Below are 15,286 nucleotides of genomic sequence, written 5' to 3'. Positions count from 1 at the left end.
ACTAACCCAGCCTGGCCAGGGGAATATCTCGCCATTTAGTTGTATAACACTGACTCAACATTTCCCGTTTCATTTGCCATTCAGGGGCGGTTCCTCGCCCCGCAAACCACACTTTCCCTTTTCCCGACTGGTTCAGTTCATCGAGTGTTTTCATTAACTTTTCACTGTTTTTACGGGGCTGGATTTCATCAAATAATCCCGGCTGCGCTATACCCGATGGTGTGAAATCAGCCAGCATGACTCCTGCCTTCATATAGCGGTACCCTTCACGCCAGACATGGTTTAAGGCTCTGCATGCGGCGGCAATAATGTCCCGGCTGTCCTGTGTGGGCAATGGAAGCTTTTCCACAGCGGCATTGCTGTAACAGGGTTCTTTTACTGCAAAGGGGGATGTCCGTACAAATGTCGTCACCTGCCGGCAATACTGACGCTCCCCACGTAGTTTCTCTGCGGCCCGCTCTGCATACTGAACAACAGCCTGGTGCATGGCATCTTTGTCTGTGATTCGTTCACCAAAACTGCGACTACAGACAATCTGCTGTTTTGCCGGTGGTGCTTCTTCCAGGGATATGCAGGACTCGCCGTTGAGTTCGCGTACCGTACGCTCAAGAATGACGCTGAAGTTTTTCCGGATGAATGCCGTGTTAGCCTGCGCCAGCTGCAGTGCTGTGTTAATACCCAGCGCATTCAGCTTTTCCGTCAGTCTGCGTCCTACTCCCCAGACCTCACCAACTGGCTGCAGTCCCAGTAGCTTCAAGATCCGATTACGGTTTTCTGCCGTCAGCGCGACCACACCGGAAAACTGTGGCCATTGCTTTGTTGCCCACTGTGCACTTTTAGCCAGCGTTTTTGTAGGCGCAATGCCCACCCCCATGGTGAGTCCTGTCCAGCTCTTTACCTGTTCCCTGAGCTGATGACCAAAAAACTCCGGAGAGATGCAATGATTTATCCCCCGCAAATCAATAAACATTTCATCAATTGAGTAGGGCTCAACTGCGGGAGAAAGCGACTCCAGAACAGCCATGACCCGTTGGCTCATGCTGTGGTACAGCGCATAATTGCTGGAAAATACATGTATTTTCTTCTCCAGGCGCATCTGTCTCACCTGAAACCAGGGCTGCCCCATTCTGATGCCAAGGGCTTTTGCCTCCGGGCTGCGCGCGATCACACAGCCATCGTTATTGCTGAGTACGATGACCGGTTCGTTGCGAAGGTCCGGGCGGAAAACTTTTTCACATGAGGCGTAGAAACTGTTGATATCAGCCAGTGCAAACATCAGCGTAACTCCCGCGTCCTGTGTATCACGTGAGTGACAACACCAAAAATACAGATGTTTTCCGGATACAGTGTGCGGAACTCCGGGCTGTCTGAAACCGGCTCCAGTGCCGGGCGTGGGCGCAACAGCAGTCGTTTGACGGTGAACTCACCGTCGATCTCAGCGATAACGATGTCCCCGTGTTGTGGTTTTTCGGCCCTGTCCACTACCAGCAGATCACCATTCTGCACGCCAGCCTGGTTCATCGATTCACCGCTGGCGCGCAGAAAGAAGGTGGCTGCAGGTCTGCTGATGCAATAGCTGTTCAGATCCAGTTCCTGCTCAGCATAATCAGTGGCAGGCGAAGGAAAACCGGCCTGGCAACGATCGGCAAACAACGGGCGCACGTAACTGTCATCGCCTGAAGGGTCAGCCGGACGGTGATAAACGGTACTCATGCTGCAGGCAGCCAGCTGTCGTCCTGCCAGATTTCTTCCAGCAGAGACAGGATACGTTCTTTATCCTTGTCGTTGCGGGCTCCTGTGACAGATACAGACGGGGCGCTGCCCTGGTCTATACGCAGCCAGATTTCCGGGTAGTGTGGTTTCAGACGTTGTTCGATTTCATTCTGTAGCGCCTGAAGTGTGCCTGATTTGAGGTTTTTTGTGCTCTGGCGGTCGAAAAGAATTTCAATGCGGATCATGTTCTCATCTCCCTTTTCTATTGCTGTATGCATATACAGTATTCTAATAACTGAATCCACACACAGTCAAATGTCATTATTGTGACTAAAAAACGCTCAATTCTCTGAGGGTGTGGCGGTATGCCTGCTGTGGACTGCTGTGTCCAGCTTATCCACAGCATTTTGCGCACGGTTCTGTGAATAAAATACCTGGTTACCCAGGCCGTGCCGGCACGTTAACCGGGCTGCATCCGATGCAAGTGTGTCGCTGTCGCCGGCCTCCTCACCCGGTCACGTTTCGTCGTTCCTCCTCCACGCGCTGCGGCTTCGGGGCCGCACCTGCATTCGTATGCGGTCGCCCGGTTACAGGTGCGGCACGGCCTGATGGAGGCCGCATGTGAGAGGAGAATTCCCATGCCAAACTGGTGCTCAAATCGTATGCATTTTTCTGGTGAACCGGCACAGATTGCTGAGATTAAACGACTGGCCAGCGGTGCAGTCACACCGCTTTATCGCCGCGCCACAAATGAAGGTATTCAGCTGTTTCTGGCCGGAAGTGCCGGACTTCTGCAGACCACTGAAGATGTGCGGTTTGAACCATGCCCCGGACTGACGGCTGCCGGGCGTGGCGTTGTATCGCCGGAGAATATCGCGTTCACCCGCTGGCTGACATACCTGCAGGACGGTGTACTGCTGGATGAGCAAAACTGCCTGATGCTGCATAAACTCTGGCTGCAGAGCGGTACTGGACAGTGTCGCTGGGAAGGATTACCGGACGATGTCAGGGATACCATCACCGCACTTTTCACCGCAAAAAGAGGTGACTGGTGTGGCTTCTGGAGTAACGAGGATGTATCGGTGTGGTGGAACCGTCTGTGTGACAACGTACTGCCGGAAAAAACCATGCCGTTTGACCTGCTGACGGTTCTGCCCACCCGCCTGGATGTTGAAGTGAATGGCTTTAACGGTGGTGTTCTGAACGGTGTTCCTTCTGCATATCACTGGTATACGGAACAGTATGGCGTGAAGTGGCCTGTGGGGTATGAGGTGAATATCAGTAGTCAGGGAGACAACTTCATTCAGGTGGATTTCGACACGCCGTGGTGTCAGCCGGAAAGCGACGTTATTGCAGAATTAAGCCGCCGTTTCAGCTGCACGCTGGAGCACTGGTATGCCGAACAGGGCTGTGATTTCTGTGGCTGGCAGTTGTATGAGCGCGGAGAGCTCGTTGATGTGCTGTGGGGGGAACTGGAATGGTCTTCCCCGACAGATGACGATGAGCTGCCGGAAGTCACCGGACCTGCGTGGATAGTCGACAATGTGGCGCATTATGGCGGATGAAGTATGACGGAGACGGGCGGGAAACCGCCCGTTTCTTTTCCGACAAAGGATGTCGCCGTGCTCCTCTTTTTACTGCGCCGGCTGACGCGGCGCGGCATAAACGCTGCCTGTGGTCAGTGTCCCGCGTCCGGCCGGGCACGGGACGGGCGCTTTTACCGCTCCCGGCTGGCATCGGTGACAGTGTACGCCAGCCCGTCGCCCTTTTCTGATGAACGCCCTTCAAGCCGCTTTCGCGGCATATTCTCGCCGTCAAAAAGACGACGGCTGCGATATTCCACGGTCGGCCTGACCCGTTACCGGACGCGGTGAACAGCCCACAGGCAGCGGGGAACGGGCACCACAGGGGTGCCCTCCCGGTGCCCTCTGTAAGAGAAGGAGTTTCGTATGTCCCGTTTTGTCCTCGGTAACTGCATCGATGTTATGGCCCGTATTCCTGATAACGCCATTGATTTCATCCTCACCGACCCTCCATATCTCGTCGGTTTCCGTGACCGTTCCGGGCGCACCATCGCCGGCGATAAAACCGATGAGTGGCTGCAACCGGCCTGTAATGAAATGTTCCGCGTGCTGAAAAAAGACGCGTTAATGGTGAGCTTCTACGGCTGGAACCGCGTCGATCGCTTTATGGCCGCCTGGAAAAATGCGGGATTCAGCGTTGTTGGTCACCTGGTCTTCACCAAAAACTACACATCGAAGGCCGCATATGTGGGCTATCGCCACGAATGCGCCTACATCCTGGCAAAAGGCCGTCCACGTCTGCCACAAAAACCGCTGCCGGACGTGCTGGGCTGGAAATATTCAGGCAATCATCATCACCCGACGGAAAAGCCTGTTACCAGCCTGCAACCGCTGATTGAGAGCTTCACACACCCGAACGCAATTGTGCTGGACCCGTTTGCAGGCAGCGGCTCAACCTGCGTTGCCGCCCTCCAGTCCGGACGCCGGTATATCGGTATCGAGCTGCTTGAGCAGTATCACCGTGCCGGACAGCAACGACTGGCTGCCGTACAACGGGCCATGCAGCAGGGGGCCGCGAATGATGACTGGTTTATGCCGGAGGCTGCGTAAATGAACTATGCCGGACACGAAAAACTTCGCGCCGAAGTGGCGGAGGTGGCCAATGCCATGTGCGACCTGCGTACAACCATGAATGAGATGGAGCGGCGGTACAGCTTTAATGCTGACACCCTGCCGGAACGTCTGGTGCGTCAGACGTTGTTTCGCGCAAACCGCCTCCTGATGGAGGCATATACCGAAATTCTGGAACTGGATGCGTGCTTTAAAGATTGAGAAGGAGACGAGAATGTACGGAACATGCGAAACGCTATGCCGGGAGCTGGCAGTAAAGTATCCGGGAGACATGCCGCTGATGCTGGTTATCTGGTCCCCGGAAGAGATTCAGGCCCTCGCTGACGGAATGGATATTTCCCTGTCCGATCATGAAATCAGAACCGTCCTGGCGCGCCTGGAGGACATCCCGGAAGACCAGCGGACTGAATCCGGTATTTCTTCCGGCGTGGCGATGGAGATCATCAATAACGTGAGCGAAAACCGCCAGGTGACCGTCCCGGCTGAACTGCTGGCGTCCCTGATTCAGACCGCTGAACAGGCACTGTGGAAACGTGAGTGGGCCGCCCGTGATAACGGCCTCGCCGTCCCGGAATGCGTTACCCGCCGTCAGGCGGTGGTTAATCAGGCCCGCACCCTGCTGAAAAACAACACACACGAAAACAACTGATGTTATCGCCGCCTGCCCTGCGGGCGGCGATACAGGGAGAACGCTTAATCATGAACGAAAACAGCACGCTGAACGCACTGATTTGTCGTCACGCCCGCAACCTGCTGCTGGCGCAGGGCTGGCCGGAAGAGACGGATGTTGACCAGCGTAACCCGAAGTATCCGGGCTGGATCAGCATTTATGTTCTGCTGGATGCGCCCCGGCTGGCGACCTTACTTATCAACCGTCACGGCGGCGTACTGCCGCCGCTCCTGGCCTCCGCCATTCAGAAACTGACCGGAACCGGAGCGGAACTTGTTCTGTCCGGCAGTCAGTGGCAGTCGCTGCCGGTACTTCCGGCAGACGGAACGCAGGTGTCTTTCCCGTATGCCGGTGAGTGGCTGGCAGAGGACGAAATCAGGGCAGTTCTTGATGCGGTGCGCGATGCAGTATGTAGTGTCAGTTGCCGGGTGGCAGAAGATGCGCGGTGTATCCGGGCGGCGCTGACCACCACCGGTCAGACGTTGCTGACCCGCCAGACCCGCCGCTTTCGCCTGGTGGTGAAGGAAAGCGATCACCCCTGCTGGCTCGATGAAGACGACGAAAACCTGCCCGTGGTGCTCGATGCCATCCTGAACCGGGGCGCTCGTTTTTCGTCGGTGGAAATGTACCTGGTCAGCGATTGTATTGAGCATATCCTGTCCAGTGGGCTGGCCTGCGATGTGCTGCGTATACCGGATGAACCGCCCCGCCGCTGGTTTGACCGTGGTGTTCTGCGGGAGGTGGTCCGGGAAGCCCGGGCCGAAATCCGCAGCATGGCGGATGCCCTGGCAAAAATCCGGAAATGATGACACTGGCGGGGTAAATCCCCGCCTTTTTCCTGCCGGTCCCCGGACAGAGCACAAAGGAAGTCGCCGCCGGCTCCGCTTTACCCGGCCATGCGGGGCATGGCCTTGTGGTTTTTCAGTTATGTGGCCTCAGCGTCGTGTGCGGGCTGTGCCGTGCCTCCATCTTAGCCGGGCTGGCGTTGATGCAAGGGTACGCTTCGCCGCTGCGGTCACCCGGTCCCTCCTTCCCGTCTGCCGTGATTTTCCGGTCGTTCACCCGCTCAGATTTCGCGGTCTCACCCTGCAACTCCCGTCAGCCGTGTGCGTCAGGCTGCGGCTTCCCTTGCGCCCCTGCATCCCCGCCTGTTCGCCCGGCTTTTATGGAGGCACGGCACCGCCCGGTGTCGCGGAATATGTGAACAACGGAGGAAAACATCATGCAATATGCGAAACCTGTCACTCTGAATGTTGAAGAGTGCGACCGTCTCTCCTTTCTGCCGTATCTGTTTGGCAACGATTTTCTGTATGCCGAGGCGTATGTGTACGCGCTGGCGCAAAAAATGATGCCGGAATATCAGGGAGGCTTCTGGCACTTCATCCGCCTGCCGGACGGTGGCGGTTACATGATGCCGGATGGCGACCGTTTCCACATGGTGAACGGTGCAAACTGGTTTGACCGTACCGTGAGTGCTGATGCCGCAGGCATCATCCTTACCTCCCTTGTGATTAACCGCCAGTTGTGGCTGTACCACGACAGCGGGGATGCAGGACTGACCCAGCTTTACCGGATGCGCGATGCGCAGTTGTGGCGTCACATCGAATTTCACCCCGAATGCAACGCGATTTACGCGGCTCTGGACTGATTAACGGACGGGGCGGCAATGCCGCCCCTGTAAAGGAGACGAGAACATGTACTGTACTGTTAAAGAAATTATCCGCGAAGTGCTGGATACAGACGTGCCGGACAGTGAATGCGTTTTTGCCGTGGTGCTGACCCGTGGGGATGTGCGTCACATAGCCCAGGACTGGAGTCTGACAGACGATGAGCTGGAAACCGTCATGCAGCGGCTGGACGATGCCTTTGAGCATGGTGCGGATGTCAGCGTTGTTCACGACGTTGTTCGTGAACTGATGGAAGAAAAGCGCGCCAGCCGTCATGTGACAGTCCCGGCGGTGATGCTGGAAAAAGTGTTGGCGCTGGCAGGCAGTGAAATGAAGCGCCTGTATGCCGTCGGGAGTGAGAACGGGGGCGATGGTGATGCGTTCGTCAGGGAGGAACGCGAAGCAATGGACGTTGTGTTACAGGCGCTGGACGGGGAGCACATGTCATGAATATCAGCACAGAAACCCGCGAAATTCTGCGCAATTACAAAGCCGTGATTAATGCACGACGTCGTGAGATGGGGCAGAAACCGCTCACCACCGCGCAGATTGTTGATGAAATCTGCGATTTTGTGGCGAATCAGCAGGCGGTTTTCCTGGGCGGTCACTACATCTTACAGGGCAGCAGAAACAGGTGATACAGGGCAGGCGGTGGAGGCCGCCTGTCAGCCCGCGCGAAAACCCCTGGCAGGCTGGCGCCTGCCGGAAATGCGGGGTGCAGCGCCTGCGGCGCTGCCGGCCCGGCTTTCCGGTCAGAAGGTAGTGTATGGCTGTATGCAGGGAACAGGTGTGATATTCCGTGACACTGTCACCGTTTCTGGCTGTCTTTTATTGCGCCCACTTCGGCTCCCGGCTGCCTGGCGGCATCCGGTCGTCAGGCCCGACTCCGACGGGCAGCTGCTGGCGCACCCGCCAGTCTCCGCCGAACCCGCTGGCGCGGTTTCGGGCTGCCGCTACGGTCCGATGCGTGAAAACCCGGCTTGCAGCGACCGTTCCGGTCGCGCCGCCCCTGTCGCGCCGTGACCTGCGCTCCCTGCACACCTGACGGTGTGTGAGGAAACTGCGCCTGATGGCGCAGCAGTCCTCCCTCCTGCCGCCACCCCTGCGGCCTGTTTCCCGCTGTGGACTTTCCGGGGGGCAGACGTAACCCCCTCCCGTTCCATCTGTCCAGGGTGAGATGCACCGGCCACAAAATTTTTAGCCATGAACCCGGCTAAAAATTTTGCGTCCGCCCCCGGACAGCTGTCCCGTGAGGCGGTAAACGGGCCCCCATCGGAAAGGTCCACTGCGGGGAGAAACCCCTGTGAAGTGGACGGCAGGAGGAGCTTTCGCTCCTCTGAAGGGGCACATGAACGTCCCGTCGCCGGTATCCGGTTTATCTCACATCTTTCAGTCAGGAGGTTCTTATGAGTGCACGTGGTATCAACAAGGTCATCCTCGTCGGGCGTCTGGGCAATGATCCGGAAGTCCGTTACATCCCCAACGGGGGCGCAGTGGCAAACCTGCAGGTGGCTACGTCAGAAAGCTGGCGCGACAAACAGACGGGGGAGATGCGGGAGCAGACAGAATGGCACCGCGTGGTGCTGTTCGGCAAGCTCGCGGAAGTGGCTGGTGAATATCTGCGCAAGGGCGCGCAGGTCTACATCGAGGGGCAACTCCGTACCCGTAGCTGGGAAGATAACGGTATCACCCGTTACGTCACTGAAATTCTTGTTAAGACCACGGGCACCATGCAGATGCTGGGGAGTGCACCACAGCAGAACGCTCAGGCGCAACCGAAGCCTCAGCAGAATGGGCAGCCACAGAGTGCTGACGCGACGAAAAAAGGTGGCGCGAAAACGAAAGGCCGTGGACGTAAGGCCGCGCAGCCCGAGCCTCAGCCGCAACCGCCGGAGGGGGAGGATTACGGGTTTTCAGACGATATCCCGTTCTGACTGGCCTGACTGTGATAACCGCCCCGCCCTGCGCGGGGCATCACCGGAGATATGAGGATGAGCGAATATTTCAGAATACTTCAGGGACTGCCTGACGGTCCTTTTACCCGCAAACATGCCGAAGCCGTTGCCGCACAGTACCGGAACGTCTTTATCGAGGATGACCACGGAGAACATTTTCGCCTGGTTGTCCGTAATAACGGAACAATGGTCTGGCGTACCTGGAATTTTGAGGACGGTGCCGGGTACTGGATGAACCATGCCATCCGTGATTTCGGGATTCTTAAGTAAGAGAGGTGCCGGACGCGCGAACGTCCGGCAGGACATAAGCAATTATAAGGGGATGATTATGCCTGTAACGAAGTGTGAACCAGAAACCACCCGCAAAGCAAGCCGTAAATCTGCAAAAACGCAGGAAACTGTCCTGTCTGCCCTGCTGGCGCAGACGGAGGAAGTGAGCGTGCCGCTGGCCTCACTGATTAAATCACCGCTGAATGTGCGCACGGTGCCGTATTCTGCGGAGTCCGTCAGCGAACTGGCTGAGTCCATTAAGGGCGTTGGCCTGCTGCAGAATCTGGTCGTGCATGCCCTGCCAGGTGACCGTTACGGTGTCGCCGCAGGCGGTCGCCGACTGGCAGCACTCAACATGCTGGCAGAACGCAACATCCTTCCGGCTGACTGGCCTGTCCGCGTGAAAATTATTCCGCAGGAACTGGCGACGGCTGCATCGATGACCGAGAACGGTCATCGTCGGGATATGCACCCAGCCGAACAGATTGCCGGATTCCGCGCAATGGCGCAGGAAGGCAAAACACCTGCGCAGACTGGCGACCTGCTGGGCTATTCACCCCGCCACGTCCAGCGAATGCTGAAACTGGCAGACCTTGCACCCGTCATCCTTGATGCGCTGGCAGAAGACCGCATCACCACCGAACACTGTCAGGCGCTGGCGCTGGAGAACGACACCGCGCGTCAGGTGCAGGTGTTTGAAGCCGCCTGCCAGTCAGGATGGGGCGGTAAACCGGATGTGCGGGTTATCCGCAACCTGATTACCGAAAGTGAAGTGGCGGTGGCGGGGAACAGTAAATTCCGCTTCGTGGGGGCTGATGCCTTCTCGCCAGACGAACTGCGCACCGATTTGTTCAGCGACGACGAGGGTGGCTATGTGGACTGCGTGGCGCTCGATGCCGCCCTGCTGGAAAAACTCCAGGCTGTCGCTGAACACCTTCGGGAAGCCGAAGGCTGGGAATGGTGCGCCGGGCGCATGGAGCCTGTCGGTGAGTGCCGTGAGGATGCCGGAACATACCGCTGTCTGCCGGAGCCGGAAGCGGTGCTGACGGAGGCAGAAGAAGAACGCCTGAACGAACTGATGACGCGTTACGACGCGCTGGAAAACCAGTGTGAGGAATCCGACCTGCTGGAAGCAGAAATGAAGCTGATGCGCTGCATGGCGAAGGTCAGGGCGTGGACGCCGGAGATGCGTACCGGAAGCGGTGTGGTGGTGTCCTGGCGTTACGGTAATGTGTGTGTCCAGCGTGGTGTGCAGTTGCGCAGTGAAGATGACGCGGCTGACGACGCTGACCGCACGGAACAGGTGCAGGAGAAAGCATCAGTGGAGGAAATCAGTCTGCCACTGCTGACGAAAATGTCTTCCGAACGCACGCTGGCAGTCCAGGCGGCACTCATGCAGCAACCGGACAAATCTCTGGCACTGCTGGCATGGACGCTCTGCCTGAATGTGTTTGGCAGCGGAGCGTACAGTAAACCAGCACAAATCAGCCTGGAATGTAAACATTATTCGCTGACCAGCGATGCGCCGTCAGGGAAGGAAGGTGCCGCGTTCATGGCGCTGATGGCAGAAAAAGCCCGTCTTGCGGCCCTGTTACCGGAGGGATGGTCACGGGACATGACGACGTTCCTGTCGCTCAGCCAGGAGGTGCTGTTATCCCTGCTCAGTTTCTGCACCGCGTGCAGCATCCACGGCGTTCAGACCCGCGAGTGTGGTCACACGTCACGCAGCCCGCTGGATACGCTGGAGAGCGCCATCGGTTTTCACATGCGCGACTGGTGGCAGCCGACAAAAGCAAACTTCTTCGGACACCTGAAAAGGCCACAAATTATCGCAGCCCTGAATGAGGCCGGACTGTCCGGTGCCGCACGGGACGCGGAGAAGATGAAGAAAGGTGATGCGGCTGAACATGCAGAGCACCATATGAAAGACAACCGCTGGGTTCCAGGCTGGATGTGTGCTCCACATCCACAGACAGATGCCACTGAACGCACCGATAACCTGGCTGATGCCGCCTGATGAACAACCACACCGCCCCGCCGGAGACGGGGCGGCAGCAAGGGAGATACCGTGATGAAAACTGAACTGACCCTGAATGCCCTGCAGTCCATGAACGCACAGGAATATGAAGATATCCGTGCTGCGGGAAGCGATATGCGCCGTAATCTCACTCACGAGGTGATGCGTGAAGTGGACGCACCGGCTAACTGGATGATGAATGGCGAGTATGGCAGTGAGTTCGGGGGCTTTTTCCCCGTCCAGGTTCGTTTCACGCCAGCCCACGAACGTTTCCACCTGGCATTATGTTCGCCGGGAGACGTCTCTCAGCTCTGGATGCTGGTTCTGGTGAATTGTGGTGGACAGCCTTTCGCCGTCGTTCAGGTGCAACATATCTTCACGCCTGTCGCTATCAGTCACACGCTGGCGCTTGCCGCGACACTTGATGCGCAGGGGTACAGTGTTAACGACATCATCCATATCCTGATGGCAGAAGGAGGTCAGGCATGAGCGCACGTTCACGGGCACTGATCCCCCTCAGCGCAGAGCAACAGGCCGCCATGCAGGCTGTGGCTGTCACAGAACAACGTCGTCGTCAGGGACGCACACTTTCAGCATGGCCTTATGCCAGCGCTTTCTTTCGCTGCCTGAATGGCAGTCGCCGGATTTCGCTGACCGATCTCCGCTTTTTTGCCCCTGCGCTGACGAAGGAGGAATTTCATGGCAACCGTCTCCTGTGGCTGGCTGCCGTGGATAAACTGATTGAAAGTTTTGGTGAAGTCTGTGTTCTTCCCCTGCCATCCGATGCGGGGCATCGTCTGTTCCCGTCCGTTCCTTTTCGTGAAGGTGAGCGGCGTCGCCAGAAAACCACGCTGACAGAGCAGAAATACAGCCGCCAGCGGGAACGTGAGGCAGAACGACGGGAACTGGAATACCAGACATGTTTTGCTCAGGCGCAGATTGACCTTGCGTTTCATACTCCCGCCACGGTCGGAAGCTGGTTGTCCCGCTGGTCTGGTGTTGTTGAGGAGCATGATCTGGAAACGATTTTCTGGGGGTGGTGCGGGCGTTTTCCATCACTGTCATCATTTGACCGGTTTTTCTGGCAGGAGGAACCACTCTGGCGGCTGATTTTTGAAGCCGGTGAGGCCGGTCGTGGTGCACCGGTACAGGTACGTGCACTTGAGCAGTGGATGATCCCGAACAAGCTGGAGAACGCAATATGATGAAATCAGACGAACAATATCAGGTTCCCGTGTGGATGCGACCTCTGTTGCCGTTGCTCTGCAATACCGGTGGTAATGATCCGGAGGAACTGCTGAATGATACAGAAACCACCGCCAGTGCGAATATTGTCCGTTATGTACTGATAGTTGCAGTGCGGTCGCAGATTGATCTGCTGCAGCTACTGTACAGGAAAGGACTGTTGCGCACAGAGATACCAGGTGGCTTTTCACCGGAAGAAGCGCAGGAACTCCTGGATAATCTGGTGCGCAGCCATATCAGCAAGGCGCTGTCGGGTGAGCGAATGGCAGCCCGTGACAGAAATGCCGATCTGACCTGGATTCGCCAGCAACTGGTCGATGCCGCCTGGTTTGTCCGTGCCACACTGGAAGCGCATGGGATGGGCGTCGGAAATGAGAGTCCCTCTGCTCCGCCGGAGACAATGCCGGACATACAGACACGGGAACTGGTTATGTTGATCAAGCGACTGGCATCATCGCTGAAAGCGGTGAAACCCGACAGTAGCGTGGTGCGTGAAGCGCAGGACTGGCTGTGCGACAGAAAACTTGTGGATATCACAGATATTCTCCGGTGAACCAGACATGTATATTTTACGCAGGGACACGCCGATCATGATCGTTTCATATCATGGGGTGGTCTGGAGGTCATGCGGCGTGTCCTCTGCACTCGCCGGAATAAGGAAGTCGCCGGCGGCTCCGCTTTTACCCGGCCATGCGGGGCATGGCCTTGTGGGTTTTCAGCTCTGTGGCCTCAGCGTCGTGTGCGGGCTGTGCCGTGCCTCCATCTTAGCCGGGCTGGCAGGGATGCAAGGGTACGCTTCGCCGCTGCGGTCACCCGGTCCCTCCTTCCCGTCTGCCGTGATTTTCCGGTCGTTCACCCGCTCAGATTTCGCGGTCTCACCCTCCAACTCCCGCCAGCCGTGTGCGTCAGGCTGCGGCTTCCCTTGCGCCCTGTGCATCCCCGCCTTATCGCCCGGCTTTTATGGAGGCACGGCACCGCCCGGTGCCGCAGAACATGTGACTATGGAGGATTCGGGAATGTCTGTTGTTGCACCTGCTGTATACGTTGGAACCTGGCACAAATACAACTGTGGAAGCATCGCCGGACGCTGGTTTGACCTGACCACGTTTGATGATGAGCGCGACTTTTTCGCCGCCTGCCGTGCTCTTCACCAGGATGAAGCCGATCCTGAACTGATGTTTCAGGATTATGAGGGATTCCCGGGGAATATGGCCTCTGAATGCCATATCAACTGGGCCTGGGTTGAAGGCTTCCGCCAGGCACGGGATGAAGGCTGCGAAGAGGCTTATCGTCTCTGGGTGGAGGATACCGGTGAGACGGATTTTGACACCTTCCGCGATGCCTGGTGGGGCGAGGCTGACAGTGAGGAGGCTTTTGCGGTTGAGTTCGCCAGTGATACCGGCCTGCTGGCTGACGTGCCGGAGACGGTGGCGCTCTATTTTGACTATGAGGCGTATGCGCGGGATTTATTCCTGGACTCCTTCACCTTTATTGACGGTCATGTGTTCCGTCGGTGATTTACTCCCCCGCTCCGGCGGGGGTATGGCCTGCCAGGCCGCCGGAAAACCCTGGCAGGCTTACGCCTGCCTGAAATGCAGGAGGGCCGCGCCTGCGGCGCTGCCCTTCCTGCCCGTCATGGTGTGAGGCATTTTTCTGTTATGTCGTTTCTGTTGTTCTGATTTCCGGAGGCGGGGACACCTTCGGCTCCCGGCTGCCTGGCGGCATCCGGTCGTCAGGCCCGACTCCGACAGGCAGCTGCTGGCGCACCCGCCAGTCTCCGCCGAACCCGCTGGCGCGGTTTCGGGCTGCCGCTACGGTCCGATGTCTGAAAAACCAGGCTTGCAGCGACCGTTCCGGTCGCGCCGCCCCTGTCGCGCCGGAAACGGCGCTCCCTGCACACCTGACGGTGTGTAAGGCCACTGCGCCTGATGGCGCAGTCAACCCTTCCGCCGCCACCCCTGCGGCCTGTTTCCCGCTGTGGACTTTCCGGGGGCTGGAGTAACCACATCCCGTTTCAGCAGTCCAGGGGAAGATATACCGTCCACAAAATTTTTAGCCATAAACCCGGCAAAAAATTTTGCGTCCGCCCCCGGACAGCTGCCCCGTGACGTGGTGACGGACGCCCCATCGGAAAGGTCCACTGCGGGGAGAAACCCCGAAGAAGTGGACGGCAGAAGGGGCTTTCGCCCCTCCGGGGAGCAACCGGTCGGCCCGGCGACCTGATTCAGCAGAAGGAGACGTTTTCATGACAGTCAGCAGCACGATTTCCGTTTTTTGCCGCGACGGGGTGTTCCGTACCGTTTACTGCCACCTGCACGGGGAGCCGACCTGGAACGGTCGCATCCTGCATACCCACTATGCCACCGGTCAGCAGGCCGAAGCCCTGGTTGAACACGGTGATATCCGTTGCCTTGGTCCCCGTTGCGACAAACCCGCCGGGCATACGCTTCAGAACCCGGTGGACGGTGTGACGGCTTATTACGGACGTGACAGTGGTTTCCGGATGGACAGTGAGGCGCGTGAGTACCGTTCTTTCATGGAGGCTATTGCCACTGAAAGCACTGAAGAGGTGCGCTTCCATTATGTGTTCATCGACGGCTACTGGAAGGTGATGTACCGCACGCCGGAAGGCTGGAAGATGAAAGCGCTCGCGCTGGCACTGCGCCGCTGTCCGAAATGAAAAAAAGGCAGGGCGATAAACCCTGCCTCTCTCCGCCGTTACTTCCCCGCCAGGAAGAGCGGCAGTCATCAACAACATAAGGAGAAATATTTGTGAGACCATCAATTATCTTCGCAACCGCCGAGTATGTAAAGCGTCTGCGTGAAGAGTGCCTGCGGGAGAATAAACCCCTGCACCGCCATACCCGCTTCAGACGTCAGGAGCTGGCACAGGATGAGATTAACCCGGACGTCCTGGCGATGAGCGGTCATATCGCCAGACGCTGCAGTGAGCAGAAGCGGGTACGTATCCCCGCCATGAAAGTCAGCGAATGGGGCCACCTGCTCCGCGCGCTTGAAATTGAGCGGGTCTGCCACTGATTAACCCTTGCCGTCTGCCTGTGCAGGCGGCAGGATACGTTCAGACATCTCACCAG

The 15,286-nt window shown here is 57.6% G+C and carries 22 protein-coding genes; 19 read left to right on the top strand and 3 right to left on the bottom strand.

Annotated features, from left to right (window positions below; all coding sequences use genetic code 11):
* Position 1 precedes the first annotated feature (1 nt).
* From ACH0WD_RS21320 to ACH0WD_RS21310, 3 genes are read right to left on the bottom strand one after another with little or no spacing between them, the layout of a single operon-like run.
* Entirely contained in the window at positions 2-1,276 is a 1,275-nt protein-coding gene (locus tag ACH0WD_RS21320) for a Y-family DNA polymerase (protein ID WP_000457498.1), read from the bottom strand.
* Positions 1,276-1,713 carry a translesion error-prone DNA polymerase V autoproteolytic subunit gene (gene umuD, locus ACH0WD_RS21315; protein ID WP_000109071.1) on the bottom strand — a complete coding sequence of 146 codons (438 nt, stop codon included), beginning with the start codon at positions 1,711-1,713 and terminating at the stop codon, positions 1,276-1,278. Before umuD ends, ACH0WD_RS21320 begins: the two co-directional genes overlap by 1 nt.
* Positions 1,710-1,958, bottom strand: coding sequence for a DinI-like family protein (locus tag ACH0WD_RS21310; RefSeq protein WP_000618110.1), 249 nt, complete (start codon positions 1,956-1,958; stop codon positions 1,710-1,712). Before ACH0WD_RS21310 ends, umuD begins: the two co-directional genes overlap by 4 nt.
* A 417-nt stretch (positions 1,959-2,375) precedes the next feature.
* Here ACH0WD_RS21310 and ACH0WD_RS21305 point away from each other — a divergent pair, with 417 nt between their 5' ends.
* From ACH0WD_RS21305 to ACH0WD_RS21215, 19 genes are all read left to right on the top strand, one after another.
* Positions 2,376-3,278, top strand: a complete 903-nt coding sequence (locus tag ACH0WD_RS21305; protein WP_001442863.1) for a DUF1281 domain-containing protein — start codon at positions 2,376-2,378, stop codon at positions 3,276-3,278.
* A gap of 3 nt (positions 3,279-3,281) precedes the next feature.
* Positions 3,282-3,587 carry a hypothetical protein gene (locus ACH0WD_RS21300; RefSeq protein ID WP_015058890.1) on the top strand — a complete coding sequence of 102 codons (306 nt, stop codon included), beginning with the start codon at positions 3,282-3,284 and terminating at the stop codon, positions 3,585-3,587.
* A 75-nt stretch (positions 3,588-3,662) separates the two neighbouring features.
* A complete protein-coding gene (locus ACH0WD_RS21295; RefSeq protein WP_021513974.1) occupies positions 3,663-4,346 on the top strand; it encodes a DNA methylase in 684 nt (227 codons plus the stop codon).
* The gene (locus tag ACH0WD_RS21290) at positions 4,347-4,568 is read left to right on the top strand and encodes a hypothetical protein (protein WP_001104885.1); all 222 of its coding nucleotides are present in this window, start codon (positions 4,347-4,349) and stop codon (positions 4,566-4,568) included.
* A 13-nt stretch (positions 4,569-4,581) separates the two neighbouring features.
* Positions 4,582-5,016 (top strand): DUF1380 family protein, encoded by a 435-nt coding sequence (locus tag ACH0WD_RS21285; protein WP_053001039.1) that lies wholly within the window; start codon positions 4,582-4,584, stop codon positions 5,014-5,016.
* Positions 5,017-5,066: 50 nt separating this feature from the next.
* On the top strand, positions 5,067-5,843 hold the full coding sequence (locus tag ACH0WD_RS21280; RefSeq protein WP_214019265.1) for a hypothetical protein: 777 nt from the start codon (positions 5,067-5,069) through the stop codon (positions 5,841-5,843).
* 416 nt (positions 5,844-6,259) lie between these two features.
* On the top strand, positions 6,260-6,685 hold the full coding sequence (locus ACH0WD_RS21275; RefSeq protein WP_001198928.1) for an antirestriction protein: 426 nt from the start codon (positions 6,260-6,262) through the stop codon (positions 6,683-6,685).
* Positions 6,686-6,731: 46 nt separating this feature from the next.
* Positions 6,732-7,154 carry a DUF1380 family protein gene (locus ACH0WD_RS21270; protein ID WP_077539907.1) on the top strand — a complete coding sequence of 141 codons (423 nt, stop codon included), beginning with the start codon at positions 6,732-6,734 and terminating at the stop codon, positions 7,152-7,154.
* Positions 7,151-7,342: a hypothetical protein gene (locus ACH0WD_RS21265; RefSeq protein ID WP_001027495.1), complete on the top strand. Its 192-nt coding sequence runs from the start codon at positions 7,151-7,153 to the stop codon at positions 7,340-7,342. Before ACH0WD_RS21270 ends, ACH0WD_RS21265 begins: the two co-directional genes overlap by 4 nt.
* A 13-nt stretch (positions 7,343-7,355) precedes the next feature.
* On the top strand, positions 7,356-7,727 hold the full coding sequence (locus tag ACH0WD_RS21260; RefSeq protein ID WP_001392076.1) for a hypothetical protein: 372 nt from the start codon (positions 7,356-7,358) through the stop codon (positions 7,725-7,727).
* Between the two features lie 383 nt (positions 7,728-8,110).
* Complete coding sequence (locus ACH0WD_RS21255) at positions 8,111-8,638, top strand: single-stranded DNA-binding protein (RefSeq protein WP_001276114.1); 528 nt, start codon at positions 8,111-8,113, stop codon at positions 8,636-8,638.
* A gap of 57 nt (positions 8,639-8,695) precedes the next feature.
* Complete coding sequence (locus ACH0WD_RS21250) at positions 8,696-8,929, top strand: DUF905 family protein (RefSeq protein ID WP_000005985.1); 234 nt, start codon at positions 8,696-8,698, stop codon at positions 8,927-8,929.
* A 58-nt stretch (positions 8,930-8,987) separates the two neighbouring features.
* Entirely contained in the window at positions 8,988-10,946 is a 1,959-nt protein-coding gene (locus ACH0WD_RS21245; protein WP_001145459.1) for a ParB/RepB/Spo0J family partition protein, read from the top strand.
* Between the two features lie 54 nt (positions 10,947-11,000).
* On the top strand, positions 11,001-11,435 hold the full coding sequence (gene psiB / locus ACH0WD_RS21240; protein WP_000845897.1) for a conjugation system SOS inhibitor PsiB: 435 nt from the start codon (positions 11,001-11,003) through the stop codon (positions 11,433-11,435).
* Entirely contained in the window at positions 11,432-12,151 is a 720-nt protein-coding gene (locus tag ACH0WD_RS21235) for a plasmid SOS inhibition protein A (protein ID WP_001276261.1), read from the top strand. Before psiB ends, ACH0WD_RS21235 begins: the two co-directional genes overlap by 4 nt.
* Complete coding sequence (locus ACH0WD_RS21230; protein ID WP_000978012.1) at positions 12,148-12,744, top strand: hypothetical protein; 597 nt, start codon at positions 12,148-12,150, stop codon at positions 12,742-12,744. Before ACH0WD_RS21235 ends, ACH0WD_RS21230 begins: the two co-directional genes overlap by 4 nt.
* Positions 12,745-13,207: 463 nt before the next feature.
* Positions 13,208-13,708 (top strand): antirestriction protein ArdA, encoded by a 501-nt coding sequence (locus ACH0WD_RS21225; protein WP_000117622.1) that lies wholly within the window; start codon positions 13,208-13,210, stop codon positions 13,706-13,708.
* Between the two features lie 728 nt (positions 13,709-14,436).
* Positions 14,437-14,871, top strand: a complete 435-nt coding sequence (locus tag ACH0WD_RS21220) for a hypothetical protein (RefSeq protein WP_000218858.1) — start codon at positions 14,437-14,439, stop codon at positions 14,869-14,871.
* 92 nt (positions 14,872-14,963) lie between these two features.
* The gene (locus ACH0WD_RS21215) at positions 14,964-15,230 is read left to right on the top strand and encodes a hypothetical protein (protein WP_001247862.1); all 267 of its coding nucleotides are present in this window, start codon (positions 14,964-14,966) and stop codon (positions 15,228-15,230) included.
* The last annotated feature ends 56 nt before the right edge of the window (positions 15,231-15,286 follow it).

This window comes from Salmonella sp. 2020_1395 (assembly GCF_043848115.1).
GTDB lineage: Bacteria > Pseudomonadota > Gammaproteobacteria > Enterobacterales > Enterobacteriaceae > Salmonella > Salmonella enterica.
This window is presented reverse-complemented; position numbering and strand designations above follow the sequence as displayed.

What these genes read in the sequence shown, in the direction of transcription:
- ACH0WD_RS21320 (WP_000457498.1), bottom strand. Translation starts at nt 1,276, where the DNA reads ATGTTTGCACTGGCTGATATCAACAGTTTCTACGCCTCATGTGAAAAA.
- umuD (WP_000109071.1), bottom strand. Translation starts at nt 1,713, where the DNA reads ATGAGTACCGTTTATCACCGTCCGGCTGACCCTTCAGGCGATGACAGT.
- ACH0WD_RS21310 (WP_000618110.1), bottom strand. Translation starts at nt 1,958, where the DNA reads ATGATCCGCATTGAAATTCTTTTCGACCGCCAGAGCACAAAAAACCTC.
- ACH0WD_RS21305 (WP_001442863.1), top strand. Translation starts at nt 2,376, where the DNA reads ATGCATTTTTCTGGTGAACCGGCACAGATTGCTGAGATTAAACGACTG.
- ACH0WD_RS21300 (WP_015058890.1), top strand. Translation starts at nt 3,282, where the DNA reads ATGACGGAGACGGGCGGGAAACCGCCCGTTTCTTTTCCGACAAAGGAT.
- ACH0WD_RS21295 (WP_021513974.1), top strand. Translation starts at nt 3,663, where the DNA reads ATGTCCCGTTTTGTCCTCGGTAACTGCATCGATGTTATGGCCCGTATT.
- ACH0WD_RS21290 (WP_001104885.1), top strand. Translation starts at nt 4,347, where the DNA reads ATGAACTATGCCGGACACGAAAAACTTCGCGCCGAAGTGGCGGAGGTG.
- ACH0WD_RS21285 (WP_053001039.1), top strand. Translation starts at nt 4,582, where the DNA reads ATGTACGGAACATGCGAAACGCTATGCCGGGAGCTGGCAGTAAAGTAT.
- ACH0WD_RS21280 (WP_214019265.1), top strand. Translation starts at nt 5,067, where the DNA reads ATGAACGAAAACAGCACGCTGAACGCACTGATTTGTCGTCACGCCCGC.
- ACH0WD_RS21275 (WP_001198928.1), top strand. Translation starts at nt 6,260, where the DNA reads ATGCAATATGCGAAACCTGTCACTCTGAATGTTGAAGAGTGCGACCGT.
- ACH0WD_RS21270 (WP_077539907.1), top strand. Translation starts at nt 6,732, where the DNA reads ATGTACTGTACTGTTAAAGAAATTATCCGCGAAGTGCTGGATACAGAC.
- ACH0WD_RS21265 (WP_001027495.1), top strand. Translation starts at nt 7,151, where the DNA reads ATGAATATCAGCACAGAAACCCGCGAAATTCTGCGCAATTACAAAGCC.
- ACH0WD_RS21255 (WP_001276114.1), top strand. Translation starts at nt 8,111, where the DNA reads ATGAGTGCACGTGGTATCAACAAGGTCATCCTCGTCGGGCGTCTGGGC.
- ACH0WD_RS21250 (WP_000005985.1), top strand. Translation starts at nt 8,696, where the DNA reads ATGAGCGAATATTTCAGAATACTTCAGGGACTGCCTGACGGTCCTTTT.
- ACH0WD_RS21245 (WP_001145459.1), top strand. Translation starts at nt 8,988, where the DNA reads ATGCCTGTAACGAAGTGTGAACCAGAAACCACCCGCAAAGCAAGCCGT.
- psiB (WP_000845897.1), top strand. Translation starts at nt 11,001, where the DNA reads ATGAAAACTGAACTGACCCTGAATGCCCTGCAGTCCATGAACGCACAG.
- ACH0WD_RS21235 (WP_001276261.1), top strand. Translation starts at nt 11,432, where the DNA reads ATGAGCGCACGTTCACGGGCACTGATCCCCCTCAGCGCAGAGCAACAG.
- ACH0WD_RS21230 (WP_000978012.1), top strand. Translation starts at nt 12,148, where the DNA reads ATGATGAAATCAGACGAACAATATCAGGTTCCCGTGTGGATGCGACCT.
- ACH0WD_RS21225 (WP_000117622.1), top strand. Translation starts at nt 13,208, where the DNA reads ATGTCTGTTGTTGCACCTGCTGTATACGTTGGAACCTGGCACAAATAC.
- ACH0WD_RS21220 (WP_000218858.1), top strand. Translation starts at nt 14,437, where the DNA reads ATGACAGTCAGCAGCACGATTTCCGTTTTTTGCCGCGACGGGGTGTTC.